Raw genomic sequence first — 19,834 nt, forward strand, 5'->3', positions numbered from 1 at the left:
CCGAGGATGAAGTACCCCTTCACGCCGATGCCCTTCTCCAGCAGCCGGCGGGCGACGGTGAGGGTCATGGCGGGGGTGATCCGCTTGTCCACCGCTTCCAGGACCCGGGCGGAGCCGGATTCGATGCCCAGCGCGACCTCGCGCAGTCCGTTGGTGCGCAGCCGCTCCAGCACGGTGTCGCTCTCGCGGTCGAGGACGTTGACGCGGCCGGTGGCGTCCCACACGTACCTCTCGCCGACGCGCTCGGCGGCGAAGGCGTCCAGGGCGGGGTGGATGACGCGGCGGGCGCCGAGGAAGAGGTCGTCCACCGCGCGGAAGGCCGTGCAGCCGAAGTCGGCGTCGAGCCGGTGCATCTCGGCGATGACGTCCTCGGGGGCGCGGGTGCGGATGCTGACCTCGGGGTTCATGGAGGCGGCGGCGCCGCAGAACCCGCACTCGTAGGGGCAGCCGCGCGAGCACACCAGGTTGGCCTCGATGCGGCCGTCGGCGGCCCGGTACGGGTCCTGGGTGAGGAAGCGGCGGTCGACGGCGAGGGCGTTGATGTCCGGGGCGAGCCAGCGGGCGGTGTCGCCGCGTCGCGGGATGCCGCAGGCGGTGGTGGAGAGCAGGCGGTCGCGCCACATCACCTTCGGCAGTTCGCGGCGCCGGTGGACGTCCCCGAGCAGGGCGGTGACCCGGGTCTCGCCCTCGCCGATCACCAGGGCCTCCAGGCGGGCGAAGCGCGGGTCGGCCAGGACGCGCTGCGGGTCGGCCTTGGCGTGGTGGCCGCCGGCCATCAGTGCGATCGCCGGGTCCAGGGCGGCGGCGATCCGCGCCGTCAGCTCGTACGTCGGGGCGAGGAGGTTGAACGCGGCCCAGCGCGGCCGCAGCGCGTTGACGGCGTCGACGGTGTGCCGGATGCCGAGTCCGTGGGCCTCGGCGTCCAGGATCCCGACGTTGAAGCCGTGCGCGGCGGCGTGGGTGGCGATGTAGCCCATGCCGAGGACCGGCAGCGTGTAGTCGTTGACGCGCGGGCGCAGGCCGTAGTCGCGCAGCGGGGCGTTGACGAACAGGCAGTCGAGGGCGCGGTCCGGGTCGGCTCCGGCGACCAGGTCATGGGTGGTGCGGGTCTGTTCCTCCGAGCTGATGGGTGCGGGCATGGGCCCCCCAGGTGAGTGTCGACAGGGTGAGGGTGTGCAGGTGGCGCGGTTCGTCGCCGGCCAGGTGGTGCCAGTGCGCGCCGAACAGGGCCTCGGTCTTCTTCGGCTTGTCGGCGGCGGGCCAGGGATGGTCGGGAGCGATCCGGGCGGCCCAGGTGCGGACCGCGAGGTCGGCGTGCGGGTACACGGAGAAGTCGCCGGTGAAGTCGGCGGCGGCCGCGGCCGCCGTCCAGGGCCCGATCTGCGGCACGCCGACGAGCTCGGCGGCCAGGGCGGTGGCGTCCAGCTGCTCCCAGTGGGTGCGGTGCTCCAGGTAGGCGCCGGCGGCCGCGCGCAGCGCGGTGCGGTGGAACGTCGTTCCGACGGCGGCGAACTGCTCGTCGGTCAGGGTGAGGACGGTCTCGGGCGTCGGCGCGGTGCGGAGGGCCTGGCTGTGATGGGGGCCGTTGTCGGGGGCGGGCAGCTCGGTGCCGTGGGTCGCGCACCAGCCGCGGTAGAGGCGGCGGGCCTGGTCGGCGCGGACGACCTGGCGCAGGACCGCGGTGGTGATCGCGTCCCACAGCCACGGGTTGGCCACGCGCACGCTCGGCCCGAGGCCGCGCAGGCCGGTGAGGAGGGCGGCCGGGACGGTGCCGGGCAGCTGCCCCGGGTCGGTGGTGACGAGGGTGGGCTTGGTGTCCTCCGTGCCGTCCACGCAGGTCAGGTCGAGGCCGTCGGAGGTGAGGGTGGCCAGCCACTGGCCGTCGGCGGTGCGCAGGGGGCGCTGCCGGTGGCCGGTGGCGGTGTTCTCCTGCCAGGCCGGGTGATCGGTCGTCAGGACGGTGTGCACGGGGAGCTCCTTGCCTCGGGTGCCGCGACGGGTCGCCCCAGCTTGCCAACTCCGGGCGGCCGCCGGGGCCGGTTCGGCCGGTATCCCGCCGGTGCCGCAGCGCCGCAGCGCCGGAGTGCCGGGGCCGCGGGGCCGGGGGCTGGTCAGCGGCGTGCGGGCGGGAGGTCGATCACGCCGGCGGCGGCGAGGCTCCCGTAGAGCGCGTGGTGCTCGGCGTCGGTCATCCGGCGCGAGTGCACCGGTGCCTCGCCGTCGACGGGCGCGGGCCAGGCGGAGACCGGCGGGATCAGGTCGGCGGCGGCGTGGGCGGCGGCGCTGTAGGGACCGCACAGCATGAGGGTGGTGGTGCCGGGCAGCATGACGGCCCGGTGCACGAGTGCGGGCGCGAGGGTGTAGGCGCTGCCGGGGAGTTCGGTGGTGGTGACGGCCGGGCGCAGGTCGCGGGAGGTGAACGGGCCGTCGGCGCGGTCATCGGTACGGCCGTCGGTGCGAAGGAAGACGGTGTGGAGGTAGCCGCCGGTCAGGACCCGGGCGGTGAACGGGTAGGCGTGGTTCTGCGGGAGCACTTGGTTGCCGGGGCGGGGGTTGGTGTTGAGGCGGATCTCGTACCCGAGGTCGTCCGCCGCGGACAGGACGAGCCGGTCCAGCAGCAGGGTGGTGCGGGAGGCCTCGTACCGTTCGGGGGCGAGGACGGTGGTGGTGACCAGGTAGGACAGGCGGGCGCGGTCGGCGGCGAGACGGCGGAGGACGCCGGACTGGGCGTGGATCCGCGGCAGGTCCGCGGCGCGCAGGTCGGGGATGTCCTCCAGCCGGGTTTCGGCGGTCCGGGCCGTACCGGCCGGGCGGGGTTCGGTGAGGCGCTCATGGGCGTCGACGGCGGCGGCCCGGTACGCGTCCGGGGTCAGCGGCGCGCTGCCCGGGACCGGGGTGGGGGCCGGGGTGGGGGCCGGCGCATGGGACGCGATGAGCTGCGCGCTGTCCGGGGAGCCCGTGAGCCGGGTCGTGGCACCGGCGTGGAGGAGGCAGGTCTGCCCGGGGGCCAGGGAGCGCAGGCACTGCGGCCGGTCGTGGTCGATGTCGCCCGTTGCGCAGATCGGGCAGGTGGCGTCCAGGACGGCGGGCACCACGCCGTGCAGGCGGTAGACCGCAGCCGGGGTGCCGCGGGTACGCATCCGGTGCCGGATCGCCTCCAGGTGGCTGCCGACGCGGCCGGGCGAGACGGTCCTCATCACGGCGATCTGCTGATTGGTGTATCCGTCGGCCAGGAGCTGGAGCGTGGGCACGGCAGTCTCGGGCAGCGGCGTCGTCAGTACGGCACGGGGCGGGAGGAGGAGCCTCATCCGGCAGGCCGTGTCCACCATCTGCGTCCAGGTCCGTGCCCGCAGCCGTCGCTTCAGCGAGTTCAGGTGCTCGCGCACCGCCTCGGCCGTCGTCCCCGCCGTTGTCCCGGTGGCGTCCTGACGTTCGGGCACCGCGTTGACGGCGGCCGCGATCTCGATCGCGTTCAGGTCGGTGACCAGGTGGCTCAGCGCCAGGGCCTCGGGCCCGGTGATCTCCTCGGTGATGTGGTGGCCGCACCGCAGGACCCGGGGCTCGTGGACCTTCGGCAGCGGGCGGGCGTCCGTGCGGGAAGCCTTCATCGCGGCCCCCAGTTCCACGGGGCGGGGTGCGCGCCGCGCAGGCACGCGAGGCGGTGGGCGGCCTGCCGACGGGCGCCGGCGTCGAGCCGGGCGCGGCGTACCGTGTCCATCACCGCGGTGAGGACGACGACGTCGCGTACGACCTGGTAGCCGGACCAGGCACCGATGTAGGGGTGGTCCACGGCCTGGTCCTCGCGTTCGTAGGAGAGGTAGGTGTCGGCGTAGGTCCGGTGGTCCTCGCGGGGGCCGGTGAGCAGCTCGGAGCGCCAGCGGGCGGCGACGAGGTCCCACTCCCTGTGGCCGCGCGTCAGCGGGCGGCGCAGCAGGAGCCCGACGTGGGTGCCGTCGTCGTGGACCGGGACCATGCCAGGGGCGCCGAGAACGACGGCGTCCGGTGTCGGCCAGTCGAGGTAGTCCCACTCCTCGCGCAGCCGGGCCGTGTGCTCGCGCAGGAAGCGGCGGGCGGTCTCGTCCAGCGGGGCGTGGTCCAGGCCGTCCAGCAGGCCGGCGAACGGGTCGTGCTCGCGCAGCCAGGGCGCGGACGCGGGGTCGATGCGGTGGGTGAGGGCGGTCGCCCACGCGGACAGGGACGTGTCGGTGCTCCGCTGCCCCGGGTCCGGCCAGAAGGTGACGGCCCGGCCCTCGGTGCCCGCGCGGACGTCCCTGTACCAGGGGGCCGTGACGGCGACCCGGTGGTCCCGGAGGAACTGTGCGCCCTTGATCAGGGCCCAGGCCTCGTCCAGGTCCGGGTGCACGATGGCGAGCGCGTGCGAGGCGGGCAGCGACCACAGGTGGTTCGGGCTGTCGCTGACCAGCTCGGCCCGCCCGGCGTCGTCGGCGGTGGCCACGCAGGCCTGCGTCAGCGCCTCGAAGGAGGCGGCGACGTCCAGTCTGCGGGCCGGGGTGGTGGTCTTGAGCAGCGTTCTGGTGCGCGGTCCGACGCTCACGGCGCAGTCCTCGGGTACGGAGTGGACGGATGGATGGGAGGGGAATCTGCCGGGAGGGCCTTGACCTCGCGGGGTGTCCCGGACCGATCGGCCCGGTGCCCGATGGAACCTCTCGGGTGTGTGCGGGCCCGGCCGGGCTCCCAGGGCCGGGCCCGCACACCGGGTGGCACCGTCTGCGGGAACGGCGCCACCCGGAGCCGCAGGACCCACCCCTCGTACGGGGCCCTGCGGGTGTCCGGGCCTGCCCTCTCCCGGAGGGAGCGAGGGAAGCGGCCCTGGACGCGGTGAGCGTGCGCGCCCCGTGCGGGCGGGGCGGTGCTCTTCCGCCACCCGCCGCCGTGTTGCTCCCGGGGCGGGTGTTCCGGAGTCCGGTGGCATCAGGGTGCGAGGCAGCAGGTGCTACCGGAGGCCTACACGGTGCCGGGCACGCCGGTATTCGGTCGAGCGCCGGCTGCCCGGGCAGCCGGCCCACGGCGGGCCGAGGCCGGAACTCCCGCACGAGCGCGTCCGCGCGCGGTGCCGCGACCCGCAGATGGACCTGCTCGCCCAGGGTGGCCGCCGGACGCGCCTGCTCGGGAAGCCCGATCTCGGCCCAGATCTCCTTGCCGCCGTCGGGGAGCTCTTCGACGCCGAACCGGGACACGACCGCCGTGACGAGCATCAGCCCGCGGCCGCAGGTCGCCTCGTCGGTGGCCGACCGGTACTCGGGGCGGCCGAGCCCCGGGTCGGTCACGGATACCCGCAGCACACCCGTGTCGTACCGCAAGTACGCGGTCAGCATCACGTCCGGCCGCTCGCCACCACAGCCGTGCACGACGGCGTTCGTGCCGAGTTCGGACAGCACGAGCTGCACATCGCCCAGCACGGCGTCCTGCTGACGACCGTCCAGGCCGAGCGTCGGCAGCACCGTCCTCGCCCAGCGGCGGAGATCGCCGATCCGTTCCCGTTCGGCAGGGAACTCGATGTCGGCCATGAGGCGGGTGTCCGGCTCCCGGGCCTCGTCGGTGGAACCTTCACTGCTTGCGGCATACACGGCATACCTCCGCTGGGAGCCACCCGTCGAGGCTCTCGGCAGGTGTTCGGGGAAGCGGTCAACCGACCGCACGACGCGGCAAGGTGTCTCGCTCGCCGTCGTTCTACGCGTGCTCAGGCGTCACAGCCGCCGGTCACTCACCGAAGGCGAGTCCCTGCGGTCCGTGACATTGAGCATGACGGCTGACCCGACGTCAATGCAAGCTCATCCATGAGATTTGTGAATTCTCATTTGGTGATGAGAGTTGCTGCTCCATCGAACAGGGAGCTGCTGGCGACCCACTCGACTGACGGGGCACACTGGCCACCCAGGCCTGGATAGCGAGAATTGGGGGTACCCATGGCGGAAGCTACGGTTCGGCAGCGTCAACTCGGCCGCCAGCTCCGTACGATCAGAGAGACGCGTCACCTCACGCTGGAGGACGTCGAGCAGGCCACGGGCATCACCAGCGCGAAGTTGTCACGGATAGAGCTGGCCAGGTCGGCTGCCAAGCCGGCCGATGTCCGGGTGCTGGCTCAGATGTACGAGTGCGACGAGCAGCTTGTCGAGTCGCTTGTGGCAGTCGCCCGGGATGGGAAGAAGCGCGGGTGGTGGCTCAACTACGGGGAGGTCCTGTCGCCATGGCTGGCCGACCAGATCAGCCTTGAGGAAGACGCCACCACGTTCCGGACCTACCAGGTACAGCTCATCCCGGGCCTGTTCCAGACGGCGGGCTACGCTCGCGCGGTCCACACGCGGCTGGCGATCGGGGCGACTTCGGAGGACGTGGAGGCGCGCGTCCGGGTCCGAAGGGAACGTCAGGCCATCCTCACCCAGCCCAAGCCGGTGGAGATGCAGGCGGTCATCCACGAGACAGCGATTCGCAGTCTGGTCGGGGGCGCTCAGACGATGCGCGAACAGTTGGAGAAGTTGCTTGAGCTCGCGGCGCTTCCCAACATCACCATCCAGGTGATGCCGTCGGAGACCGGTGTCCACCAGGGCATGAACGGCCCGTTCTCCGTCCTCGGATTCCCCAACGGCAATCTCGACGTCGTGCTGCTCGAGGGGCTTCTGACCAGCGAGTGGGTCGAGGAACCCGAGCGTGTCACCGTCTTCGACCGAGCGTTCCGCGACATCGTCGCCGAGGCCTGGTCACTCGACCAGTCGCTCGAGTTCATCACCGCACAGAAAGACAGGCTGAAGTGACATTCGTTCCCAACTCCACCACCCTGACGGTCAGGTGGAAGAAGAGCACTCACAGCGGCGGCAACGGCGACTGCCTTGAGATGGCCACCAGCGGAGACATCCGATACGTACGCGACTCGAAGGACCCCACAGGCCCCGCGCTGGCCTTCAGCGCTGCAGCCCACAGCTCCTTCATCGCTGCCGCAGCAACCGGCATGTTCAACTTCGATCTCATCTGACCCGTGCGGCACCATGGTCCGGCGCGGGAAGTGCGCCGGACCATGGTGCCGTTCCACCCATGGCCGCAGCCGACGAACAGCCTCGGACCCAGCAGCTGGCGAACTGCGGCCAGAACGGTCCTTTCCTTGTCCGGCGCGATCCCGTGTTCGTCCCAACGCTGCTGCGGGACTGCAGGTTCGTGAAGCTACTGCACGAGTTCCATGCTGCGGACGAGCCCGGAGAGGGCAGCGGCCTGGGAAGGCACTCCGACCTGGACGAGCTCAGTGACCAGGGCGCGGCTCATGGGGTCGGCGTACACGTAGTGTGGAGCGCCCTGATGCTCCGCGACAATCCGGTCGCCTTCACCTGGCGGGCGCTGCGCGACGCGGTCACCGCGGCCCGCGCCAAGGTCCGCGACTCCCGCACCGACGGCCTGCACCGCGCCCTGCCTGACTGGCCCGCCGACGCCGCGCTCCTCCACGAGCGGCTCGGCATGGAACCCAAAGCGGCAGCGGCCCTGATGGGCTTGGGCGAACCGGAGCTGCACGTCCAGCTCAAGGCGGCCCACAGGATGCTGGCCGGCCTCGATAACAGCCGGGACGGAGTCGCCTGACACCCATCCCTCGAACGCCACTTTACGGCTTCAGTTCGACGAGTAGGTGTTCTGTCCCGTGAGGTTGGGGATGCGGCTTGCGGGTGGTTGGCCTGCGAGTGCGGTGTGTCCGCGGTGGTGATTGTAGGCGTGGAGCCTGGCGGGGTAGGCGTCGCGGGGTTCCTGTTCGGTGCGGTAGGGGCGTGCGTAGGCCCATTCGTCGAGCAGGGTGCGGTTGAAGCGTTCGACCTTGCCGTTGGTCTGGGGGCGGTAGGGGCGGGTGCGTTTGTGTGCGATGCCCTCGGCGGCGAGGGCATCGCGCCAGGGGTGTGAGCGGTAGCAGGCGCCGTTGTCGGTCAGGACCCGCTGGACGGTGATCCCGGCCCGGGCGAAGAACGCGTTCGCCCGGGCCCAGAACGCGGCGGCGGTCTCCTTGCGCTCGTCGGCCAGGATCTCGCTGTAGGCGAGGCGGGAGTGGTCGTCGACGGCGTTGTGAAGGAAGCTGTAGCCGGCCCTGGAGCGGTTCTTGCGGCCGGCCTCGCGGCCCAGGGTCTTGTGGCCGCCGCCGTCGGGGATGTTGCCGAGCTTCTTGATGTCGACGTGCACCAACTCGCCCGGTGCGGCGCGTTCGTAGCGCCGCACCGGACGGGCGGTGGCGCGGTCGAGGTGGGCCAGGCGGGCGAGTCGGTAGCGGACCAGGACCCGGTGCACGGTGGCCGGGTTGAGCCGCAGCAGGTAGGCGATGCGGGCCGGCCCCCAGCGGCGCAGGACGCGGACCTTGACGATCCGCCGCTCGGTCCGGGTGGGCAGCCTGCGCGGGCTGCGGTGCGGGCGGCTGGACAGGTCGCTCATGCCGGCCTCGCCGAGCGTGCGGTACCGGTCCGCCCACCGCTTGGCCGTGGTCGGCGAGACCTGGAAGCGCTCGGCGGCCCGCCGCAGCGGCCAGCCGTCCTCGACCACGCAGCGGGCCAGGCGCAGGCGTCCGGTCTCGGTCAGCGGTGCGTTACGGTGTGGCATGAGGGCCTTTCTGGTCGCCGGGTAGATGTCGCAATCCACACCGAGCCAGAAGGCCCTCACTCATTTCAAGATCACACAGCCGTGAGCCCTGTCACCAACCTCCGTGGTCAGTACACCGCACGGATGCTCCCCGGGTTGAGCTCGGGCAGCTGGTGGAGGGTGGCGCTGAGGACTTCGGCTCCGGCCCGGGCCTCGGCGTCGCGGACGGGGTCGTGGAAGGGGACGGCGATGTGAACGGGCGCGTGCCGGGCATGGAGGGCGAGGGTGCCGCCGGCCCACAGTTCGGCGTCGTCGGGGTGGGCGAACACGGCGAGCACGGATTGCGGTCCGATCGCCTGGTCGTCAGGGTTGCGCGGCACGGGGTCCTCCTGCGGTGTTGATGGTGGCGGAAAGGGCCGTGACGAGGCGGCCGTGCCGGATGGTGAGGCAGCGCATGCCTGCTGCAAGGGCGGCGGCGATGCCGTCGTCGGCGTCGTCGACGGCCAGGCACCGTGCCGGGTCGGCACCGAGCCGGCGGGCGGCCTCCGAGATAGGCGTCGGGGGCTGGCTTGCCCTGCGGCACGTCGTCGAGGGTGACGACGACGGGCAGCAGCTCGTCCAGCCGGAGCCGGTGGATGCCGTGGTGGACGAACACCGCGGCGGCGCTGGAGGCAACCGCCCGGCGGATGCCGAGCCGGTCAGCGGTGCGGAGGAGGTCGAGCGTGCGGGCGATCGGATCGGGCGCCGGGGCGTCGAGCAGAGCGGCCCGGCTGCGCGCCACCACGTCTTCCACCGGCACGGGCAGGGGCGCGTCGACTGCAAGTGCTGCGATCACCTCGCGCGCGGGCAGGCCCGCCAGCAGGCGGTAGCGCTCGGTGGGGGCGGCGATTCCCGTGCGGTGCGAGCGCGGCTTCCAGAGCTATGCGGCGGGCGGCGGTGTTGTCGGCCACGGTGCCGTCCCAGTCCACGATCACCGCCTCAACGCCGACCAGGTGCTGCTCAGAGTCCGACATGGGTGACCGTCCGTCCTACGGTGGAGGACTTGACCGTCGGGACCAAGGACGGCAACTTCGGCGGGCTGGGGCGGAGCGTCCCGGGGCCACAGCAGTACGCCGAGACCGGGAAGGCGGACCGGCCGGCTGCCGGGCGGGACGGTGCCCGGGACCGGGAGATCGCCGGGGAGCAGTATGCCCACCAGGTGCGCGCCGCCGGTGACGAGGGCGGTGAGGCCGGAGTCGGGGTCCTGCGGGTCGAACCAGAGCAGGGTGGCGGCGCGGCCGTCCTCAGGGACGGGGGCATCCAGGGTGCGGGTGAGGACCGCGGCGGTGGTGAGCGGGTGGGACGGGGCGGTGCGCTGGCCGGGGACGGCAGGGGCGAGGCGGGCGGTGCCGGCACCGCCGTCGACCTCGACCAGGGCGCCCGGTGCGATGACGGTCAGGGCGTTGGTGACGCAGGGGATGCCGAGTTCGCGGGTGATGATCGCGGTGTGGGAGAGCTCGCCGCCCGTGGTGGCCACGACGGCGGCCGGACCGGTGAGCAGCGCCGGAACCGCTTCGGGGCCGAGCACCTTGCAGACCAGCACGCCGGCGGCGATATCGGCGCCAGCGGATAGGACGGCGGGCCCGGTGGCGATTCCGGGGGCGGCCGCGATTCCGTGCAGCACCTGATCGTCGGCGAGCTCCGCCTGGGTGGCGGTGGTGATGTCAGTGAGCGGTGCGGTGAGCGGGCGGGCCTGGACGAGGTGGAGCCTGTCGTCGAAGTCGATCGCCCACTCGATGTCGACGCGTTCCGGTTTGAGGGCCGCGGCGGCCCGGGCAGCGGCAACCAGGAGCCGCTCACTCCCCTCGGGTATGAGCACGGGGCGGTCGGCCAGGGCAGCCGGGGTGTAGAGGTGCAGCACTCCCGAGTGGGATGTCTGGATCTTCGCCCGGGTTCCGCGGGCGGCCCGTGTCGGGGTACACCCATTCGCCCGGCGGCATCCCCAGTTCCACCGGCCTGCCGGGCAGCTGCAGGACTTCCTGGTCGGTGGGCCGGACAGTGGCCCGGCCGTCGGGGCCGCTGATGTGGATCTCGTCTGTCTGAGCACCGGCGACGAGCGGTTCGGCCAGGCCGCGAACGGCCTCGATCCGCCAGCGGGTGCACCGTCCGCCTGTGACCTCGGCGACGAGGACGCCGGAGCAGGCCGGACGCAGTCGGCCTGCACGAGTACCGCCGTCCGAGGCGCGGTGGTGGCGCCGCGGGCCTGCGCGTAGGCGGTGATCGCCGGGTTGTGTGCGGAGGCTCGGACGGCTCGGACGGCTTCCAGCAGTGCGGCTGGCTCGGCCGGGCTGATGCGGGAGGTGTAGAGGCCGGCGAAGGACGCGCCGGTGCCGTCCTCGGCGACGGCGGAGGAGCGGGCGATCAGCCCGTGGCAGCTCCTGGACGCCTACCCGACGCTGCTGATCGCCCGCCGTGCCGCCTCACACGGCGGCGGCGCGCATCTCGGTGATGGCAGCATCCAGCCGGGCCGACCCCACCGCGGAGGCCAGGTCGACGGCGACCGCGGCGTGGTGGCGGGCCTCGTCCATCTCGCCCTGCCGGAACAGGACGGTTGCCAGGCGCGCCGCGCCCATCGCCTTCGCCCGAGGCTGGGACGCCTCGGGAACGCCTGCCGTGCGCCGCAGCTGGGGCACGACGTCGGGCGCGAGGTGGCCGGTGGTCGCCGACAGCCGATACAGGGCGTACCCGAGGTCGGAGCGCAGCTTGGCCGGTGTCAGCGTCCGCATCCAGCCCTCCTGCAGGCTGTCGTCGGCGCGGGAGGCGTGGTCCTCGGCCGCGGCGACGGAGCGCATCACGCCGCGGATGTCGCCCTGGAGCGCGAGAGCCTGCGCGGTGACGGCAGAGATCATCGCCAGGACGGCGGGCGGGTGCGGACCGGCAGCGGACGCGGTGAGCGCCAGCGCCCTCTCGGAGTCGCCCTCGTGGACGGCCTGGCGGGCGGCGTTGGTCGCGATGTGGCAGTACGCCGAGGCATCGCCCGCCTCCCTCGCCGCGTCCAGGGCGAGGTCGAAGGACGCGCCGGCCCCGGCCTCCCCGGCGTCGAAGCTGGTCCAGGCGTACAGGCCGGCCAGTCGCGCCACCGCGCCGCTCCACGCGGTGCGGACGGACGGCGTCATCGAGGCGGCGCCGAGGTCGACGGCCCGCCGCAGCTCCAGGCCCGCGAAGTGTCGGGTCGCGCGGCCACCGGAGCGGCGGTCCCACTCCTCCAGCGCGGCGGTGTGGCGAGCAAGGCCGTGCACGTCGTCGGCCCCGAGCCGGGTCGGCGATACCGCGATGTCGGGTAGGACGCCCGCTACGCCGAGGGACAGGAAGGTTCGGCGTTCCGTCGGACTCACCTCGCGGGTCGATTCTCGCGGCCGACGCGTGCCGACAAGGCCGAGCTCCGCTTCGGTCTTCACCTCGAAAACTGCCCGCAGCGCCTGCCGTACTTCGTCCCGCGGCCACCTGATGCGACCGCATTCAAGGCGGCTGACGGTGGCGGCGTCAAAGCTCCCCGGATCCAGCCCTTCATCCCGGCACCAGGCCTGTACGCGGGCGGCCACCGTCTCCTGGGTCCACCCCCTTACGCGCCTGGCCTGCTGTAAGGCCGTGTTCTCCATCGTCCTGCCCCTCAACTGGACGCCCGTGAAGGGCAATGAGCGTACTAGCCGCCCGTAGTTTGCCCACCTAACTTGCCCTGCCCAATCCACTTGATCGGGTGTCAGATAGTGCTCCGCCAGGTCGGGCGCCGAACCCGCGACCGACTGCCGAGAGCTGCTCGACCGGCCTGACCACGACCGGCGCGACCCCGCCGGGTCCGAACGGCCCGGCCTTCCCGAGCGCTCTTCCACGCGGCCCAGTGCCGCCCGTCCCGAGGAGATGATGGCCCTGTCCACCGTCCTGCCCGCCGTCGAGATGCCGCCTGGCGCATTCCGCATCGGCAAGTCGTTCACGTTCGAGGCCGGCCACCGGCTGACGGGGCTGCCGCCCGAGCACCAGTGCTCCCGGCAGCACGGACACAGCTACACCGTCGAGGTCGAGCTGGTCGCGGGCACGCTCGTCGCACCGGGCTTCGTCACCGACTTCGCCGACCTCAAGCCGTTCAAGGCTTTCCTGGACGGCGAGTTGGACCACCGCAACCTTCACGAGGTCCTGCCCGTCGAGCCCACCTCCGAGCTCCTCGCCCAGTACCTGGCCGGCTGGTTCATCGAGCACGTCCAGCCCGGCATCACGGGGTGCCTGGCCGCCGTCCGCGTCCGCGAGACCGCGAGCAGCTGGGCCCGCTTCGAGGTGGCCGCCCGGTGAGCGAGCGCAGTCCGCTCGGCGCACCGGTCCTCACCGGCGGGGCGCTGCTGATCGCCGAGTGCTTCGGCGTGGAGGTGCCCACCTTCCAGGGAGAGGGGCCCAGCGGTGGCTGGCCGGCCCTGTTCATCCGCCTCTCCCGCTGCAACCTGGCGTGCAACAAGTGCGACACCAAGCTGACGTGGGACTGGCGGCAGTACGACCCGCGCGAGGTGTCCACCCGCATGACGGTGGAGGAACTGGTCCGGTGGGCGCTGTCCTCGCCGGTCGATCTGGTCGTAATCACCGGCGGCGAGCCGCTGCTCCAGCAGAAGCGGCTGCTGCCCCTGGTACGCGCACTGCTCGCGGCCGGCAAGCGGATCGAGATCGAGACCAACGGCACCATCACGCCGATTCCTGACCTGCTCGTCGACGGTGTCCGGTTCAACGTCTCCCCGAAGCTTTCCAGTTTCGGGGAGGACGAGAGCCGCAGCATCGTCCCGGCGGTGCTCGCCGCGTTCGCCGCCAGCGGCCGGGCGGCGTTCAAGTTCGTCGCGTCGGGCCCGGACGACCTCGGCCGGATCGCCGAACTCGTCGAGGAACACCGGCTGGCCCCGGTGTGGGTGATGCCGGAGGGCACCACCGCGGAGGCCGTCATCGCGACACTCCGCACCATCGCCGACCAGGTCGCCGCGCGCCGCTGGTGCCTGACCCCCCGCATGCACACCCTCGCGTTCGAGAACGCCAGCGGCCGCTGAGCCGCCCGCACCACCACCCCCTTCGAGAAGAGGACCCACCATGACGAGTACCGACCTCGCAGCTCGCCCGGCCGCCCTCGAAGTGCCCCTGTCCGAGCCGCGCGTCGACACCGCCCGCGTCGAGTACCTGGTCAACGAACTCCTGATCGCCCTCGGCGAGGACCCCACCCGCGACGGCCTGGTCGGCACCCCGAAGCGGGTCGCCGACTCGTGGACCTCCTTCCTGTCGCCCGGTCCCGCGGACGCGGCCTGCTTCCCCGAGGCGACGCTGGTGGGCCAGATGGTCCTCGTCGACGGCGTCAGCGTCTGGTCGAAGTGCGAGCACCACCTGCTGCCGATGAACCTGAAGGTCACCGCCGCCTACCTGCCGGGCGAGAAGGTGCTCGGCCTGTCCAAGTTCGGCCGGATCGCGCAGCACTACGCCGGCCGGCTCCAGGTCCAGGAGCGCTTCACCGCGCAGGTCGCCGACCACCTCGCCGCGACGGTCGGCAGCCAGGACATCGCCGTCCACGTCGAGGGCCTGCACCTGTGCATGAGCATGCGCGGCGTGCGGATGGAGGACGCCCGCACCACGACCCTGCAGGCCCGGGGGCGCTTCGAGAGCGGCCTCGTGCTCGCCCAGCAGTTCCTCGCCATCGCCACCCGGCACCGCGCGGCCTGAGAGACCGACCAGCCCACCGACCAAAGAGGAGAGCATCCGATGGACAGGCCACCGACGGCACCCGCGCACGGCGCCGCCCCGCCCACCCCCCTGCACCTGACCTGGGACGACATCGGCTCCGCTGTGCACGTCCTCACCGAGCGGGTGAGCACCGGCGGGCTGCCGCAGACCGTGGTCGGCATCATGCGCGGAGGCACGGTCCCGGCCGTGTGGCTCGCTCACCGCCTCGGCATCCGCGACGTGCGCGCCGTCGAGGTCGTCCGCACCACCGGCGACGGCGTCAACGCGGACAAGAACCCGCTGCCAGACGTTCGCAACCCCGCCTCGCTCGGCGACCTGTGGGACCTGGACGTGCTCCTCGTCGACGACATCGCCGGCTCCGGCGTCACCCTCGCCCACACCGCGGACATGCTCCACGACCTCGGCGCCGCCCGCGTGCGCACCGCGGTCCTCGCCGTGAACCGGGCCAACTGGGAGCAGGACGCCCCGCCCGAGGACGCCATCGACCACATCGCCTCGACCCACCGCACCTGGATCGTCTTCCCCTGGGAGGGAACCGCATGACCACCGAGCTCACCGATCAGCACCTCACCCGGCCCGGCACCCCGATGATCGGCCCGTACAGCATTAACCAGATGGACGACTTCTACGGCGCGCTCGCCGTGGGCGAGGCGAAGCCGTCAGGGCTGATGAACCTGATGCAGCACCTCATCGCCGCCGAACAGAGCCCGCAGGGCGCCTGCGTCCTGGACGTGTGCTGCGGGCGCGGCCTGTCCCTGCCGCTGCTGCACCGCTACGCCCCGAGCATCGCCCGCTACGTCGGCCTGGACGTCAGCCCGGACAACCTCGCCGAGGCCCGCACCCGGCTGGAGGCCCTGCGCGGGCACTACGGCAGCCCGTTCCCCGTGGACTTCGTCCAGTGCGACGTCTCCGAGCCCTGGCCGGACCTGCCCCCGTTCGACGTCGCGATCTACACCTCGGCGCTGGAGCACCTGCCCTACGAACTCGGCGTCAAGAGCCTGGCCTCCACCGGAGCCGCGCTCGCCGGCGGCGGTGTGCTGTACCTGTCCACGCCGCAGGCGTTCGGGCCGCCGCCGCGCCCGCTGCAGTACCGGGTGCACGTCTACGAGTGGTCGCGCGAGGAGGTCGAACGCGCCGTCGCGGACGCCGACCTGATCGTCGAGGACGTGATGGGACTTCTGCCGCCCTCCCCGGACGACGTCGCCGCCGAGCTCGAGGAGCGCTTCGGCCCCGCCGCGGTCGACTGGTACCGCCACCTGGCCGCCCGGGTGCCGAAGGCGCTGCTGGACACGGTCTCCTCCGTCGCCGTGCCCGACCGGGCGACCGAGCTGCTGTTCGTGTGCCGGAGGCCGGCATGAACACCACGACCGTTCCCCGCCCCCGCCGGGCCCCCGGCAGGCCGCTGTGGGTCAGCGTCGAGGGTGTCAACGGCGTCGGGAAGACCACTGCGGTGCGCGCGGTGGCCGCGGCGCTCGGCCCGCGGTGCCTGCGTCTGGACGAGTTGACCGACCAGCGGGCCGACTCCCTGCCCGGCCAGGTCATCGCCGCCCTCGCCGCGACCGGCGACGTGTGCCTGCGCACCGGGCACCCGGTCGCCGAGACGCTCGCGCTGCTGGCGCTGAAGTTCCACGAGGCCGAGCGCCTGGCCTCCGCCCTGCCGGACGGCGTGGAAGTCGTCCTGGAGGACCGCGGCGTGGACAGCGTGGCCGTGTGCCAGGCGGCGATCCTGCATGCCGAGCACCCCGCCACGCCCGCCCTGGCGATCGCCGAGCGGATCCTGGCCACCGCCCGCCGCTGGCGGCCCATGCCCGACGCCACGGTGCTGCTGGTCGGCGACGGCGACGTGTGCACGGCCCGCTTCGCCGAGCGCATCGGCCACGCCATCCCGACCGACGCCCGCGCGGTGATCGAGCGCACCGGCCAGCTCTACCAGCAGCTCGCCACCGCCGAGCCCGACCGGTACACGCTGATCGACGTCAGCGGGTGCGGCCCCGGGGAAGCCGCGAAAGCCGTCGAGGACGCTGTGCGCGCCGCCGAAACCCATCGGGAGGCCGCCCATGTGGCCTGACACTGCGCCTCGGCCGCGGCGCAGGCGCGAGATCACCGTGCTGTGGGCGCTGCGCTCCCCGTGCTCCTTCGGCTGCCCGCACTGCTACTTCGGCGAGCTCGCGGACGACAAGCAGGGCCCGCCCAAGGAGGTGGGCTTGCTCTCCCACATACCCGTGCGCGACCTCGACCACGCCGAGCTGGAGGCGTTCGCGCGCAGCCTGGCCGACTCGCCGGTCGAGCGGGTCGTCCTGGCGGGCGGTGAGCCGCTGGACTGGCTGCCCACCCTCAGCGTGATCAAGACGATCAAGGACGCCGGGTGCGAGGTCGTCATCGCCACCAACGGCGTGCCCCTCACCCGGCCCGGTATCGCCCGCAAACTCGTCGAACTCGGCGTCGACGCCGTCTCGGTGTCCCTCGACAGCGCGGACGAGGCCGTCAACGACGCCCTGCGGCCCTCCCGCTCCCGCCGCGTCGGCCACCGCGAAGTCCTGGCCGGCATCCGCACCCTCCTGGACGAGCGGGGCGACGGCGCGGGCCCGCGCGTTGGGATCTACAGCGTCGTCATCCGCGAGCGCCCCCAGGAGATCACCGCCGTCGCCCGCCTGGCCGCCGAGATCGGCGTCGACTACTACGTCCCGCAGCCCATCTCCCTGCCCCCCGACCACAAGCTCTTCGCCGAACGCTGCCACACCGCCGACGACGTCCCCGCCGTCGAGGAGCAGCTGCTGCACCTCCAGCAGGATCCCGGCGGACTCACCCTGCCCGGACCCGCGTACGTGCGGAAGTTCCTCGACTCGATCGCCACCCAGGACAGCGGCCGCGTCGAGCAGTGCTTCGGCGGTGCGCAGCTGTTCTTCATCCAGCCCGACGGCACGGTGTGGGACTGCCCCTCCGACCGGCGGATCGCCGCGACGCCGCCCGAAGCGCGCCGCACGATCGTCGGCGCCGATGCGCGGACCCTGTTCGACGGCCGTCCGGCGTGCACAGACTGCTCCCACTTCTCCCGGGACTGCGTCAACATGACCCCGCTCGTGCTCGGCATGCCCCGCCTCCTGGGCCGGGTGGGGCCATGAGCAGCCCCCTGCCCCCGCTGCCCGCGGCGGACGCCCTCGGTGCCGGGGTACGGGAGGCGCTGACCCACATGCCCGACCCGGCCCACGCCGAGTGCGCCGACGCGTTCGAGCGCGACCTGAGCGGCGTGTTCGGCACCCGGTACGCGGTCGCGGTGAACTCCGGGACCGCCGCGCTGCACGCCGCGCTGTTCGCGGCTGGCATCCAGCCCGGCGACGAGGTCCTGGTGCCGGCGCTCACCGTGATCATGACCGCCGCCCCCGTCGTCCAGCTCGGTGCCACCCCGGTGTTCGTCGACAGCGACCCCGCCACGCTCGATATGGACTACGCGGACGCCGCCGCCAAGGTCACGGACAGGACCAGGGCGATTGTCCCAGTGCACCTGTGGGGGCGGATGGGCGACCCGGCCACGCTGGCCGCCTTCGCCTCCCGCCACAACCTGGCCGTGGTGGAGGACGCCGCCCAGGCCGCCGGGACCTCACGCGCCGGCATCGCGGCCGGCACCGGCGGCATCGCCGGGTGCTTCAGCATGAAGGACGGCAAGATCCTCTGGAGCGGGGAAGGCGGCTTCGTCGTGACCGACGATGCCGACCTGGCCGCCCGGGCCCGGGCCTTTCGCGGGCACTGGCTCACACCACCGCCCGGCGGCCGCCCCCAGCAGCAACTCGCCGTCAACGCCCGCCTGGCCGAGCCCCTCGCCGCCCTCGCCCACGCCAACCTGCACCGCCTCCCGGCCCTGCTGGAACGCCGCCGCGCCCAAAGCGCGTACCTGCTGCACGCCCTGGCCGGCGCCCGCGGCCTCATCCCGATCCGCCCGGCCACCGACGAGACGTGGAACCACTACTCCCCGCTCCTGGCGATCGGCCTGCCGCGCCCGCGCGCGTTCGCCGAGCACCTCGCCCAGCGCGGCGTGCCGAACTCCACTGGCACCTTCCGTCTGGTCCCGTGCGACACGCGCCCGATGTTCGCTGGCGGCGCCCGGCCGCCGTGCCGCGGCGCCGCCCAGATCCTGGAGCGCACCCTGGCCGTCGTCTTGACCGACCGCGACGACGAAGCGGTCCTCGACCGCTACGCCACCGTCATCACCCGCGCGAGCTCCGAGTGGAGCGGCTGACCGCACACCCCGAAGCCCGGGCCGCCGCACCCGCTGCGGCGGCCCGCCCTCTCCGATAGGACATCGCAGCATGACCACCACACCGCGCCGAAGGCGCTGCCGCCGCGGCCCGCTGATCTCCGCCGAGGGCCTCAACGGTGTCGGCAAGACCTACCTCACCAACCGCGCCGTCGAAGCCCTCGACGGCAAGCCGGTGATGCTGGACGAGTTCTCCCAACGCGCCGGCGGCCGCCCCGGCCTGGGCGAGGCGCTGCTGCAGGCGCTGCGCCAGGCCAGCATCGGCGACCCGTTCCTGCGCGGCGGCACCCCGATGGCCGAGGCCCTGCTCCTCATGGCCATCAAACGCCACGACCTGGACACCGTCCTGCCCGACCTGACGCGAGGTCAGGCCGTCGTGGAGGGCCGCAGCGTCGACACCACCGCCGTGTGCCAGGCCCTGCTCCTGCACCCCGACGACCCGGACGCCGCCCTGCACACCGCCACGGACCTGCTCCACCTCGCCGCCTCCTGGCGGCCGCTGCCCGACCTCACCATCCTCGTCACCGACGACCCCACCGAAGCGCTCAAGCGTGCCCAGCAGCGCGACCGGCTCACGTTCACCGAAGAGCAGGCCCGGTTCATGAGCGAGGCGTCCGCGCTCTTCGAACGGCTCGCCGCCACCGACCCCGTCCGTTACCGCATCGTGGACCGCCGCCACGTCGACGAGTACGAAGCCGCCGACCGAATCCGCACCTGGATCCGCGACAGCGGCGGAGACCTGGACTGCCTGACCGCACCCTGGCAGGGCTCCGGAGCCGCCTGCCTGTGCTGCGGCCGGTGCGCCACCGAGGCCGCGGCATGAGCACGGGCAGCCGCCAGCCGCCGTCCTGCCCGGGCGGGCGCGGCTGCGTGCCCGCACTCGACGAGGGCATCGGCGCCCTGATCCTCGACTTCGACGGCACCCTCGCCGACACCCGCCAGGGACACGAGGACGCGCTGCGCGCCGCCCTGCAGCCCTACGGTGTCGCCCTCTATGCCGCCTGGTATGCCCGGCACATCGGGCTGTCCATCCGCGACCTGCTGGCGGTGCTGCCCGGCGGCCGGGCGCTGCCCCACGACGAGGTCATCGCCCGTAGCCGCGCCCACCTCTTGGCCGAGGTCCACACGATCACGCCCATCGCGTGCACTGTGGAACTCCTGCGGCGAGCCCGGGCCGCCCGCCTGCCGTGCGCCGTGGCCTCCGGCGCCACCCCGCCGCGCCTCCGCCCCCGGCACCACCCACAGGGCCAGCGCCGGGGGCGCGCCGCCCGCGGGGCCCCCCCG

Annotated in this window: 22 protein-coding genes and 3 pseudogenes; 13 read left to right on the forward strand and 12 right to left on the reverse strand. The window is 73.0% G+C overall.

Annotated elements, in window-relative coordinates; translation table 11 throughout:
- The 5 genes and pseudogenes from ACWGKU_RS34370 to ACWGKU_RS34390 form a co-directional block, all read right to left on the reverse strand.
- A partial coding sequence (locus tag ACWGKU_RS34370; RefSeq protein ID WP_452180422.1) for a B12-binding domain-containing radical SAM protein occupies positions 1–1,139 on the reverse strand: 1,139 nt, incomplete at its 3' end.
- Complete coding sequence (locus ACWGKU_RS34375) at positions 1,093–1,968, reverse strand: hypothetical protein (RefSeq protein WP_452180423.1); 876 nt, start codon at positions 1,966–1,968, stop codon at positions 1,093–1,095. The genes ACWGKU_RS34370 and ACWGKU_RS34375, both read right to left, overlap by 47 nt.
- 143 nt (positions 1,969–2,111) lie before the next feature.
- A complete protein-coding gene (locus ACWGKU_RS34380) occupies positions 2,112–3,608 on the reverse strand; it encodes a helix-turn-helix transcriptional regulator (protein WP_331768719.1) in 1,497 nt (498 codons plus the stop codon).
- Positions 3,605–4,555 (reverse strand): hypothetical protein, encoded by a 951-nt coding sequence (locus ACWGKU_RS34385; protein ID WP_331768718.1) that lies wholly within the window; start codon positions 4,553–4,555, stop codon positions 3,605–3,607. The genes ACWGKU_RS34380 and ACWGKU_RS34385 overlap by 4 nt, the downstream gene beginning before the upstream one ends.
- A gap of 604 nt (positions 4,556–5,159) precedes the next feature.
- Positions 5,160–5,528: pseudogene (locus tag ACWGKU_RS34390) on the reverse strand (ATP-binding protein); the annotation flags it as partial.
- A 399-nt stretch (positions 5,529–5,927) separates the two neighbouring features.
- On the opposite strand from ACWGKU_RS34390, the gene ACWGKU_RS34395 reads away from it, so the two are divergent.
- The 3 genes from ACWGKU_RS34395 to ACWGKU_RS34405 are packed head-to-tail and all read left to right on the forward strand — an operon-like array spanning position 5,928 to position 7,584.
- Positions 5,928–6,773, forward strand: a complete 846-nt coding sequence (locus ACWGKU_RS34395; protein WP_331768716.1) for a helix-turn-helix domain-containing protein — start codon at positions 5,928–5,930, stop codon at positions 6,771–6,773.
- Complete coding sequence (locus ACWGKU_RS34400) at positions 6,770–6,991, forward strand: DUF397 domain-containing protein (RefSeq protein ID WP_331768715.1); 222 nt, start codon at positions 6,770–6,772, stop codon at positions 6,989–6,991. Before ACWGKU_RS34395 ends, ACWGKU_RS34400 begins: the two co-directional genes overlap by 4 nt.
- Before the next feature lie 59 nt (positions 6,992–7,050).
- The gene (locus ACWGKU_RS34405) at positions 7,051–7,584 is read left to right on the forward strand and encodes a hypothetical protein (RefSeq protein ID WP_331768714.1); all 534 of its coding nucleotides are present in this window, start codon (positions 7,051–7,053) and stop codon (positions 7,582–7,584) included.
- A gap of 30 nt (positions 7,585–7,614) precedes the next feature.
- Here the strand turns inward: ACWGKU_RS34405 and ACWGKU_RS34410 are convergent, their stop codons facing one another.
- The 7 genes and pseudogenes from ACWGKU_RS34410 to ACWGKU_RS34440 all read right to left on the reverse strand — a co-directional run bounded on the left by ACWGKU_RS34410 (position 7,615) and on the right by ACWGKU_RS34440 (position 11,933).
- Positions 7,615–8,580 (reverse strand): IS481 family transposase, encoded by a 966-nt coding sequence (locus ACWGKU_RS34410; RefSeq protein ID WP_331768713.1) that lies wholly within the window; start codon positions 8,578–8,580, stop codon positions 7,615–7,617.
- A gap of 107 nt (positions 8,581–8,687) precedes the next feature.
- Positions 8,688–8,939: a hypothetical protein gene (locus tag ACWGKU_RS34415; RefSeq protein ID WP_331768712.1), complete on the reverse strand. Its 252-nt coding sequence runs from the start codon at positions 8,937–8,939 to the stop codon at positions 8,688–8,690.
- On the reverse strand, positions 8,923–9,234 hold the full coding sequence (locus ACWGKU_RS34420) for an HAD-IA family hydrolase (RefSeq protein ID WP_331768711.1): 312 nt from the start codon (positions 9,232–9,234) through the stop codon (positions 8,923–8,925). The genes ACWGKU_RS34415 and ACWGKU_RS34420 overlap by 17 nt, the downstream gene beginning before the upstream one ends.
- Positions 9,167–9,394 (reverse strand): annotated as a pseudogene (locus tag ACWGKU_RS34425) (hypothetical protein); the annotation flags it as partial. The pseudogene ACWGKU_RS34425 and the gene ACWGKU_RS34420, both read right to left, overlap by 68 nt.
- Before the next feature lie 135 nt (positions 9,395–9,529).
- Entirely contained in the window at positions 9,530–10,459 is a 930-nt protein-coding gene (locus ACWGKU_RS34430; RefSeq protein WP_331768710.1) for a PEP-utilizing enzyme, read from the reverse strand.
- A gap of 306 nt (positions 10,460–10,765) precedes the next feature.
- Positions 10,766–10,963 (reverse strand): annotated as a pseudogene (locus ACWGKU_RS34435) (PEP/pyruvate-binding domain-containing protein); the annotation flags it as partial.
- A 55-nt stretch (positions 10,964–11,018) separates the two neighbouring features.
- Positions 11,019–11,933: a hypothetical protein gene (locus ACWGKU_RS34440; protein WP_401048012.1), complete on the reverse strand. Its 915-nt coding sequence runs from the start codon at positions 11,931–11,933 to the stop codon at positions 11,019–11,021.
- 523 nt (positions 11,934–12,456) lie between these two features.
- Between ACWGKU_RS34440 and ACWGKU_RS34445 the strand changes: the two genes are divergently transcribed.
- The 10 genes from ACWGKU_RS34445 to ACWGKU_RS34490 form a co-directional block, all read left to right on the forward strand.
- Positions 12,457–12,882: a 6-pyruvoyl trahydropterin synthase family protein gene (locus tag ACWGKU_RS34445; protein ID WP_331768708.1), complete on the forward strand. Its 426-nt coding sequence runs from the start codon at positions 12,457–12,459 to the stop codon at positions 12,880–12,882.
- Positions 12,879–13,616 (forward strand): 7-carboxy-7-deazaguanine synthase QueE, encoded by a 738-nt coding sequence (locus ACWGKU_RS34450; protein ID WP_331768707.1) that lies wholly within the window; start codon positions 12,879–12,881, stop codon positions 13,614–13,616. The genes ACWGKU_RS34445 and ACWGKU_RS34450 overlap by 4 nt, the downstream gene beginning before the upstream one ends.
- A 40-nt stretch (positions 13,617–13,656) precedes the next feature.
- Positions 13,657–14,277: a GTP cyclohydrolase I gene (gene folE / locus ACWGKU_RS34455; protein ID WP_331768706.1), complete on the forward strand. Its 621-nt coding sequence runs from the start codon at positions 13,657–13,659 to the stop codon at positions 14,275–14,277.
- 39 nt (positions 14,278–14,316) lie between these two features.
- Complete coding sequence (locus ACWGKU_RS34460; RefSeq protein ID WP_331768705.1) at positions 14,317–14,841, forward strand: phosphoribosyltransferase; 525 nt, start codon at positions 14,317–14,319, stop codon at positions 14,839–14,841.
- On the forward strand, positions 14,838–15,656 hold the full coding sequence (locus ACWGKU_RS34465) for a class I SAM-dependent methyltransferase (protein ID WP_331768704.1): 819 nt from the start codon (positions 14,838–14,840) through the stop codon (positions 15,654–15,656). The genes ACWGKU_RS34460 and ACWGKU_RS34465 overlap by 4 nt, the downstream gene beginning before the upstream one ends.
- On the forward strand, positions 15,653–16,366 hold the full coding sequence (locus tag ACWGKU_RS34470) for a nucleoside/nucleotide kinase family protein (protein ID WP_331768703.1): 714 nt from the start codon (positions 15,653–15,655) through the stop codon (positions 16,364–16,366). Before ACWGKU_RS34465 ends, ACWGKU_RS34470 begins: the two co-directional genes overlap by 4 nt.
- Complete coding sequence (locus ACWGKU_RS34475) at positions 16,356–17,420, forward strand: radical SAM protein (RefSeq protein ID WP_331768702.1); 1,065 nt, start codon at positions 16,356–16,358, stop codon at positions 17,418–17,420. The genes ACWGKU_RS34470 and ACWGKU_RS34475 overlap by 11 nt, the downstream gene beginning before the upstream one ends.
- Complete coding sequence (locus ACWGKU_RS34480; protein ID WP_331768701.1) at positions 17,417–18,532, forward strand: DegT/DnrJ/EryC1/StrS family aminotransferase; 1,116 nt, start codon at positions 17,417–17,419, stop codon at positions 18,530–18,532. Before ACWGKU_RS34475 ends, ACWGKU_RS34480 begins: the two co-directional genes overlap by 4 nt.
- A 70-nt stretch (positions 18,533–18,602) precedes the next feature.
- Complete coding sequence (locus tag ACWGKU_RS34485) at positions 18,603–19,373, forward strand: nucleoside/nucleotide kinase family protein (protein ID WP_331768700.1); 771 nt, start codon at positions 18,603–18,605, stop codon at positions 19,371–19,373.
- Positions 19,370–19,834 (forward strand): HAD hydrolase-like protein (locus tag ACWGKU_RS34490; protein ID WP_452191694.1); only part of this gene is annotated, 465 nt, incomplete at its 3' end. The genes ACWGKU_RS34485 and ACWGKU_RS34490, both read left to right, overlap by 4 nt.

The organism is Kitasatospora sp. NPDC054768, assembly GCF_053612025.1.

What these genes read in the sequence shown, in the direction of transcription:
- ACWGKU_RS34460 (WP_331768705.1), top strand. Translation starts at nt 14,317, where the DNA reads ATGGACAGGCCACCGACGGCACCCGCGCACGGCGCCGCCCCGCCCACC.
- ACWGKU_RS34485 (WP_331768700.1), top strand. Translation starts at nt 18,603, where the DNA reads ATGACCACCACACCGCGCCGAAGGCGCTGCCGCCGCGGCCCGCTGATC.
- ACWGKU_RS34470 (WP_331768703.1), top strand. Translation starts at nt 15,653, where the DNA reads ATGAACACCACGACCGTTCCCCGCCCCCGCCGGGCCCCCGGCAGGCCG.
- ACWGKU_RS34380 (WP_331768719.1), bottom strand. Translation starts at nt 3,608, where the DNA reads ATGAAGGCTTCCCGCACGGACGCCCGCCCGCTGCCGAAGGTCCACGAG.
- ACWGKU_RS34405 (WP_331768714.1), top strand. Translation starts at nt 7,051, where the DNA reads ATGGCCGCAGCCGACGAACAGCCTCGGACCCAGCAGCTGGCGAACTGC.
- ACWGKU_RS34410 (WP_331768713.1), bottom strand. Translation starts at nt 8,580, where the DNA reads ATGCCACACCGTAACGCACCGCTGACCGAGACCGGACGCCTGCGCCTG.
- ACWGKU_RS34480 (WP_331768701.1), top strand. Translation starts at nt 17,417, where the DNA reads ATGAGCAGCCCCCTGCCCCCGCTGCCCGCGGCGGACGCCCTCGGTGCC.
- ACWGKU_RS34475 (WP_331768702.1), top strand. Translation starts at nt 16,356, where the DNA reads ATGTGGCCTGACACTGCGCCTCGGCCGCGGCGCAGGCGCGAGATCACC.
- ACWGKU_RS34445 (WP_331768708.1), top strand. Translation starts at nt 12,457, where the DNA reads ATGATGGCCCTGTCCACCGTCCTGCCCGCCGTCGAGATGCCGCCTGGC.
- ACWGKU_RS34395 (WP_331768716.1), top strand. Translation starts at nt 5,928, where the DNA reads ATGGCGGAAGCTACGGTTCGGCAGCGTCAACTCGGCCGCCAGCTCCGT.
- ACWGKU_RS34465 (WP_331768704.1), top strand. Translation starts at nt 14,838, where the DNA reads ATGACCACCGAGCTCACCGATCAGCACCTCACCCGGCCCGGCACCCCG.
- folE (WP_331768706.1), top strand. Translation starts at nt 13,657, where the DNA reads ATGACGAGTACCGACCTCGCAGCTCGCCCGGCCGCCCTCGAAGTGCCC.